The organism is Deinococcus pimensis DSM 21231 (genome assembly GCF_000519345.1).
Classification (GTDB): Bacteria; Deinococcota; Deinococci; order Deinococcales; family Deinococcaceae; genus Deinococcus_A; species Deinococcus_A pimensis.
In genome coordinates this window covers 13,125-20,064 of record NZ_KI912679.1, presented here as the reverse complement: position 1 = coordinate 20,064, position 6,940 = coordinate 13,125, and the positions used below count along the sequence as shown (strand labels likewise).

At 69.9% G+C, this 6,940-nt stretch carries 7 protein-coding genes; 3 read left to right on the top strand and 4 right to left on the bottom strand.

Going from position 1 to position 6,940, the window contains the following annotated elements; translation table 11 throughout:
• The 4 genes from DEIPI_RS40745 to DEIPI_RS0126530 all read right to left on the bottom strand — a co-directional run.
• Positions 1 to 526 (bottom strand): serine hydrolase domain-containing protein (locus DEIPI_RS40745; RefSeq protein WP_169737230.1); only part of this gene is annotated, 526 nt, incomplete at its 3' end.
• Between the two features lie 16 nt (positions 527 to 542).
• Complete coding sequence (locus tag DEIPI_RS0126540) at positions 543 to 1,646, bottom strand: ABC transporter permease (protein WP_027483781.1); 1,104 nt, start codon at positions 1,644 to 1,646, stop codon at positions 543 to 545.
• A 235-nt stretch (positions 1,647 to 1,881) separates the two neighbouring features.
• Positions 1,882 to 2,853 carry an ABC transporter permease gene (locus DEIPI_RS0126535; RefSeq protein ID WP_027483780.1) on the bottom strand — a complete coding sequence of 324 codons (972 nt, stop codon included), beginning with the start codon at positions 2,851 to 2,853 and terminating at the stop codon, positions 1,882 to 1,884.
• A gap of 72 nt (positions 2,854 to 2,925) precedes the next feature.
• Positions 2,926 to 4,680 carry an ABC transporter substrate-binding protein gene (locus DEIPI_RS0126530; RefSeq protein WP_027483779.1) on the bottom strand — a complete coding sequence of 585 codons (1,755 nt, stop codon included), beginning with the start codon at positions 4,678 to 4,680 and terminating at the stop codon, positions 2,926 to 2,928.
• Positions 4,681 to 4,834: 154 nt separating this feature from the next.
• Between DEIPI_RS0126530 and DEIPI_RS0126525 the strand changes: the two genes are divergently transcribed.
• The 3 genes from DEIPI_RS0126525 to DEIPI_RS34945 form a co-directional block, all read left to right on the top strand.
• Positions 4,835 to 5,578, top strand: a complete 744-nt coding sequence (locus tag DEIPI_RS0126525) for a GntR family transcriptional regulator (protein ID WP_027483778.1) — start codon at positions 4,835 to 4,837, stop codon at positions 5,576 to 5,578.
• Between the two features lie 177 nt (positions 5,579 to 5,755).
• Positions 5,756 to 6,232: a hypothetical protein gene (locus tag DEIPI_RS0126520; RefSeq protein WP_027483777.1), complete on the top strand. Its 477-nt coding sequence runs from the start codon at positions 5,756 to 5,758 to the stop codon at positions 6,230 to 6,232.
• A 45-nt stretch (positions 6,233 to 6,277) separates the two neighbouring features.
• The coding region (locus DEIPI_RS34945) for an anhydro-N-acetylmuramic acid kinase (RefSeq protein ID WP_342667540.1) at positions 6,278 to 6,940 on the top strand (663 nt) is incomplete at its 3' end.

Here is a 6,940-nt window from a genome sequence, read left to right as displayed (position 1 = left end):
GGCCGCGGCCCGTGACGCGCTCCACGAGCGCGCCCAGCACGACGAAGCCGAGGTCGCTGTACACGGTCCGCTCGCCCGGCGCGCGCTCCAGCGGGGTCTGCAGGACCCGCGCGACGAGCGTGTCGCGGTCGGCGGGATGCGTGTACAGCGGCGCCCACGCGGGTAGACCGGACGTGTGCGACAGGAGCTGCGCGACCGTCACGTCCCCGAGGCCCGTGCCGGTCGTCATCCAGCCCGCCTCGGGAAGGTGGAGGCGCACGCGGTCGTTCACGCTCACGCGGCCCGCCTCCACGAGCGCGAGGACCTCCGGGAGGGTCACGAGGACCTTCGTGAGGCTCGCGAGGTCGAAGGCGTGAGCGGGCGTGAGCGCCTCCATCGTGCGGAGGTCCGCGACGCCCCGGTGGTACTCCAGCGCGAGGCCCTCCCTCGTCACGACGGCCGCCGCGACGGCGGGCATCGGGGCGGCGTCCAGCAGGGCGCGCGCGTGATCGAGGGACGCGAAGGGCGCGGTGGCGGTGATGGTCATGTCTCCCCTTCCCGCCTCAGCGGCTCTGCGTGTCGGCGGCGTCGCGCAGCGCGTCACCGAAGAAGTTGAAGGCCAGTACGGACAGCACGATGAACGCGCCGGGCAGCAGCAGCCACGGGGACTGCCCCAGCACCTCGATCTTGTTCGCGTCCTTGAGCAGCAGGCCCCACGACGTCATGGGCTCCTTGATGCCGAGCCCCAGGAACGACAGGGCGCTCTCCCCGAGGATGTAGCCGGGCAGCGCGAGCGTCGCGGTCACCACGAGGAACGAGCTGAGGTTCGGCACGATGTGCCGCCAGATGACCCGCAGGTCCGACGCCCCCACCGCGCCCGCCGCCGTGACGTACTCGATCTGCCGCAGCGAGAGCACCTGACCGCGCACGACGCGCGCGAGGCTCGCCCAGCCGATCAGCGCGAGCACCGCGACGATGCCGAGGTACACCCAGGTGCTCGGCCACTTCGCGGGCACCAGCGTGCTCAGCGCCAGCAGGATCGGCAGGCGCGGAAAGGAGAGCAGCACCTCCACGACGCGCATCAGCAGGTTGTCCACCCAGCCGCCGTAGTAGCCGCTCACGCCGCCCACGAGGATGCCGATCGCGAAGGAGATCAGCACGCCGATCACGCCGACCGTCAGGGACACCTGCGAACCGACCAGCGTGCGCGACAGCAGGTCGCGGCCCAGCTGGTCCGTGCCGAAGGGGAAGTAGAAGCCGTCCGTCACGCCGAACAGGTGCAGGTCCGTGCGGACGCCCAGCAGGCGGTACTCCTCGCCGCGCACGAGCAGACGCACCGGCATGGGACGCGTGCGGTCCTCCGCGTACTTGCTGAGGAACGTCACGGGATCGCGCTGCTTCGTGATGGGGTACACGAAGGGCCGCTGGAGCTTCCCGTCATGCACGACGTGCAGCTTCTGCGGCGGCTGGTACGGGAACTCGGAGTGCTGCGTGTCGATCGCGTACGGCGACAGGAAGCCCGCGAGGAGCGCCATGAGGTAGAGCGCGATCAGCATCCACCCGCCGAGCACGCCGATGCGCGAGCGGCGGTAGCGCCGCCACGCCATCTGCAGGGGACTCGGCGCGCGCGGCGTGCCGGAGGGAACGGGAGTGGGAGCGGTGGTCATACGAGTCCCCCGATCGGGATGGACCATCGGCGTTCGGGCTGCGTACGCACCGGAGCGGTCCGGTGCTCATGCCTGGGGCGGTGGCGCGTCTCTGCACTCATGGCGGGCGTCGTACGCACCGGAGCGGTCCGGTGCTCATGCCTGGAGCGGTGGCGCGTCTCTGCACTCATGGCGGGCGTCGTACGCACCGGAGCGGTCCGGTGCTCATGCCTGGGGCGGTGGCGCGTCTCTGCACTCATGAGTACCTCACACGCGGATCCGCCCACGCCAGCGCGAGGTCGGCGAGGAGGTTGCCCACGAGCAGCAGGAACGCGGAGAGCATCAGCAGCGTCAGCGCGAGGTACTGGTCCTTGTTGATGAGGGCCTCGTACAGCTGCGGGCCGATGGTGGGCAGGTTCAGCACGATGGAGATGATGATGGTGCCGCTGATGAGCGTCGGCAGGCTCAGGCCCGCGAGGCTGATGATGGGGTTCACGGCGTTGCGGACCGCGTGACGCCACACGACGACGCTGCCGCGCAGCCCCTTGGCGCGGGCCGTGCGGATGTAGTCCTGCCCGAGCACGTCGAGGGTGCTGGCGCGCATCTGCCGCATGAGGCTCGCGACGCCCTCGAGCGCGACGGCCAGCACGGGAATCCAGAGGTGGTTGAGCAGGTCCAGGAGCTTCGCGGCGGACCACGGCGCGCCGATGAAGTCGGGGCTGTTGAGCCCGCCGACGTTCGTGCCGCCGAGGCTCAGGACGAGCGCGATGAGCAGCAGCGCCGCGAGGAAGTCCGGCACGGCGAGGCCGAGGTAGCCGAGGAAGTTCGCGATCTGCGCGGGCGCGCGGTGACGGTTGAAGGCGGTGTAGATGCCCATGGGCACGGCGATGATCCACGTGGCGAGCAGCGTGAGCGCCGCGATGAACACGGTCCAGCCGAGCCGCTCGCCGATCATGCTGATCACGGGTCGGCTGTTGGCGAAGGAGTACCCGAAGTCGAAGCGGGTCACGACGCCCCACAGCCACTTGAGGTACTGCAGCCACGCGGGGTCGTTGAGGCCGAGCTGACGCGTGATGGCCTCCACGGTCTCCTTGGTGAAGCGAGGGTCCTCGAGGTACTGGTCGGTGAAGTTGCCGGGTTGCAGCTTGATCACCGTGAAGCACACGACGGAGATCAGCAGCAGCGTCGGGATCATGCCGAGCAGACGGCGGATGAAGAACACGAACATAGGGTCCCCAGGGAAAAGAAAGCGCGGGAGGAGGGCGAGGGCTGCGCCTCACCGCTCCTCCCTGCGTGACGGTTACTTCTGGTAGATGAGCGGGACGGGGTTGTACCCGGGAATCACGCCGAGGTTGTAGATGTAGTTCCCGAAGTTGTTGCTGATCGCGCCGATGTTCTCGGGCTTCGCGATCGGGATGACCGGGAGGTTCTGCGCGAAGATGAGCTGCCAGCGGGTGTAGAGGGCCTTGCGGCGGCTCTGCTCGGTGGCGGTGCTGGCCTCGTCGAAGATGTCGTAGATCTGCTTCTCCCAGGGGAACATCGCCTTGATGTTGGGCGTGTCGCCGTCCTTGGCGGGCAGCAGGTCACGGTGCCAGTAGTACAGCGCGCCGCCGGGCTGCCAGATGGGCTTGCGCAGCTCCGGATCGGGCTGGTCGCCGAAGGCGTGCAGGATCGCTTCCCAGTTGCCGGACTGGCCGGTGGAGAGCAGTCGGCTCGCGAGGATGCCCTTGAGGTTGACCTTCACGCCGATCTGCTTGAGGTCGTTCTGCAGGATCGTCGCCATGGGCGGGTAGACGCTGGAGTCCGTGCCGTACGTCAGGTCGAACTCGAGGTTCTTGCCCCTGGCGATGTTGCGGATGCCGTCGCCGTCGGTGTCCTTGAGGCCCATCGCGTCGAGCGCGGCGCCCGCGGCCTGCAGGCTGAAGCTGCCGAGCTGCGCCTTGGTGTTGGCGTAGAAGGCGGTGTTGGCGGGCGCGACGCCGTGACCGGGAGGGCCCGCGAGGCCGTTGTACACCTGGTCGATGATGCGGTCACGGTTGATGGCGGACTGCATGGCCTTGCGGAATCGGACGTCGCTGAAGACCTTGGCGAGGGCCGGGTCCTTCGCGTCGAAGTTGAACGCGAGGAAGGGCGGGCTGCCGAACAGTGCGACGCTGCGGACGACCTTGAAGGGCGCGCCGGCGACCTCGCGGCTCTTGAGGTCGGGGAACTGCGCGCCGCTGATGTTGAGCTGGTCGATGTTCTTCGCGAGGAACTGCGCGACCTGCGCCTGCGGGTCACGGATGATCAGGAACTCCACCCGGTCGAGGTAGGGGAGCTTCTGGTTCTTCGCGTCGACCTTCCAGTAGTTGGCGTTCTTCGCGAGGGTGACCTTCTGGCCCGCGACGTACGACGCGAGCTTGAAGGGACCCGTACCGACGACCTCGGAGGGGTCCACGTTGGTGCCCCAGGCGGTGTTGATGTCCGCGCTCTTCGCGCCGCCCTCCACGCTGTACTTCAGCAGCTTGTGCTTCGGCATGATGAAGTTGCGCATCTGGAGGATGAAGGCGGGCGCGGGCTTCGCGAGGGTCGCGCGGACAGTGTACTTGTCGACCTTCTCGAACTTGACGCGCTGACCGCCGATGATGAAGCTCGCGGCGTCGCCGGCGCGGGCCTCGGGGTTCTGGATGATCTGGTCGTAGGTGAAGACCACGTCGTCGGCGTCGAAGTCCTGACCGTCGCTCCACTTCACGCCCTGGCGGAGCTTGAAGGTGTAGGTCTTGCCGCCGTCCGTGACCGTCCAGGACTCCGCGAGGGCGGGCTCGACCTTGTACGTCTTGTAGTTGTACTCGACGAGCCCGTCGAAGAGCTGCTGCGCGACGAGGCCGAGGTTGTTGTCGATGACGCCGTAGTAGTTGAAGCTCTGCGGGCTGTCGCCGAGGGCGAGGGTGTAGGTGCCGCCGGGCTTGCCGGTGGTGATCCCGAGGCTGTCGTAGCCCGTGACCTTCTTGGGTGCCGCCGCCGCCGCGCTCGCGAGCAGCAGGCTGGCAAGGAGAATGCTTCCGCCACGTTTCATGAGGGCCTCCGTCTCAGCGTGAAGTTTGATACCACTCTAAGACCAGAGGCGAAGTGACGCAAGGGTCACGTTCTCTCGCGCCGCTCACCTTCCCGTGCAATGCCTTCGGAAGCTGACGATGAGGGGACGATCAGGTGGTATGGTTTTGGTACGTATGCCTTCGGACGTCCTCCCGCTCCACGTCGACCCGGGTAGCGCGACGCCCGTGTACCTGCAGGTCGTGCAGGGCCTCCAGCGCCTCATCGGACAGGACGCCCTCGCGGAGGGGACTGCCCTGCCGGGCGAACGCGACCTCGCCAGCCGCCTCGGCGTGTCGCGCGTGACGGTGCGGCAGGCCCTGCGGGTCCTGGAGGAGCAGGGCCTCCTGATTCGCCGTCAGGGCTCCGGCACCTTCGTCGCGCCGCGCCGCATCGAGCAACCGCTGTCGGCCCTGACGGGCTTCAGCGAGGACATGCGCTCGCGCGGCCTCACCCCGGGCGCGCACGTCCTGACGCTGGAGCGGACGCGGCCCACCCCGCAGGAGGCGATGAACCTCGCCGTGAGTCCCCTCTCGGAGGTGGTGCGTCTGCGCCGCCTGCGCACCGCCGACGGCGAACCCCTCGCGATCGAGACGAGCACCGTGCCCGTCGCCGTCGTGGGCGACCTCACCGCGGAGCGCGTGGAGGACCGCAGCCTGTACGGCGTGATGCGCGAACGCGGCCACGTGCCCGACCGGGCCATGCAGCACCTGCGCGCCCGCGAGGCGGACGAGGAGACGGCGGCCCTGCTGCACGTCCCGCGCGGCACGGCGCTCCTCGCGACGGAACGGCTCACCTGGGGACGCGGCGGAACGGTGCTGGAGTACGCGCGGGCGCTGTACCGGGGGGACCGGTACGATTTCATCGTCGAACTCAAATAAGTCGTAGAGACGCGCCGACGCCCCCGGCAGGAGGGCCGGGCCGTCCCGGTCCGTACGACGCCATACGCGGACGGCCACCCCCACGTACAGAGACACGTCACCGCCCCGGGCAGGAGCGAGGGGCCCCGGGTGGATTTCTTCCGGTGCCGGGTGCGCTCCGCGTGCTATGCCCTTCTCATGGTGGTGGCGTCCGTGGTGCTGGCGCTGTCGGTGTCCGCGCCGACGGCCGCGTTCGTGAATCCGGTGTCGGGGGTGAGCATCGTGCCGCCGCCGGGCTGGTCGGCGGCGCGCGTGGAGGGGGTGGACGCGGACTACTTCATGGGTCCGGCGGGAGACGGGACGAGCCTGAACCTGATGGGGCCGGTGCCTCCGCTGCGCGCGGCGCACGCGGAGGACTGCGCGGCGCAGGCGGCGCAGGTGGGCCTCGTGGAGGGCCTGCGGGTGTCGCTGGCGCGCTACGACGAGGCGGAGGACGCGTGCCTGATCTGGTACGGGGGTTCGGTGTTCGGGACGGATCTGCGCTTCCGGGCGAAACTGCTGTACGTGGACGGGCAGACGTTCGTGGTGACGTACACGGCGGGCGCGGCGCAGTTCGAGGCGTTCCTGGCGCAGGCGCAGCGGGCGATGGGGACGTTCCGCGTGCTGGGCCGTTAGGACGCGTGAGGCCTCGAACTGGTCTCGAAGTGGTATGAAGCAGGCATGAGTGGCATGTCCCGCGCGCCGCGCGTCCTGGGCCTGATGAGCGGCACGTCCGCCGACGGGATCGACGCGGTCCTCCTCGAACTGGACGGCTGGCCCGCCGTGGGCGCGGGCGGCGCGCTCCCCGCGCTCGAAGGTCCCGCGCCGCGCGGGCGGGTCGTGGCGCACACCCATCACCCGTACGAGGACGCGCTGCGAACGGAGGTGCTGCGCGCCGCGCGCGGCGAGGCCCGCACGCCCGAACTGGCGCAGCTGCACTTCGCGCTGGGCGACGCGCTCGCGGAGGCCGCTCGGGACCTCGCGCGGGACGCGGATCTCGTCGCGTCGCACGGGCAGACGGTGTGGCACCTGCCGCGCCCGGAGGCGGGGCCGCGCGCCACGCTGCAACTCGGGGAGGCCGCCGTGATCGCGGAGGTCACGCGCCGCGACGTCGTCTCGGACTTCCGGCCCGCCGATCTCGCGGCGGGCGGGGAGGCGGCGCCGCTCGTCCCCTTCGCGGACCGGGTGCTCTTCGCCGAGCGGGGCGTGCGGCGGGCGGTGCACAACCTCGGCGGGATCAGCAACCTCACGTACCTGCCGGGCCTGGACGCGGCGGGGGTGCTGGCGTTCGACACGGGGCCCGCGAACTGCCTCTCGGACGAGGCGGCGGCGCTCGTGGGCGCG

What these genes read in the sequence shown, in the direction of transcription:
- DEIPI_RS0126535 (WP_027483780.1), bottom strand. Translation starts at nt 2,853, where the DNA reads ATGTTCGTGTTCTTCATCCGCCGTCTGCTCGGCATGATCCCGACGCTG.
- DEIPI_RS0126520 (WP_027483777.1), top strand. Translation starts at nt 5,756, where the DNA reads ATGGTGGTGGCGTCCGTGGTGCTGGCGCTGTCGGTGTCCGCGCCGACG.
- DEIPI_RS0126530 (WP_027483779.1), bottom strand. Translation starts at nt 4,680, where the DNA reads ATGAAACGTGGCGGAAGCATTCTCCTTGCCAGCCTGCTGCTCGCGAGC.
- DEIPI_RS0126525 (WP_027483778.1), top strand. Translation starts at nt 4,835, where the DNA reads ATGCCTTCGGACGTCCTCCCGCTCCACGTCGACCCGGGTAGCGCGACG.
- DEIPI_RS0126540 (WP_027483781.1), bottom strand. Translation starts at nt 1,646, where the DNA reads ATGACCACCGCTCCCACTCCCGTTCCCTCCGGCACGCCGCGCGCGCCG.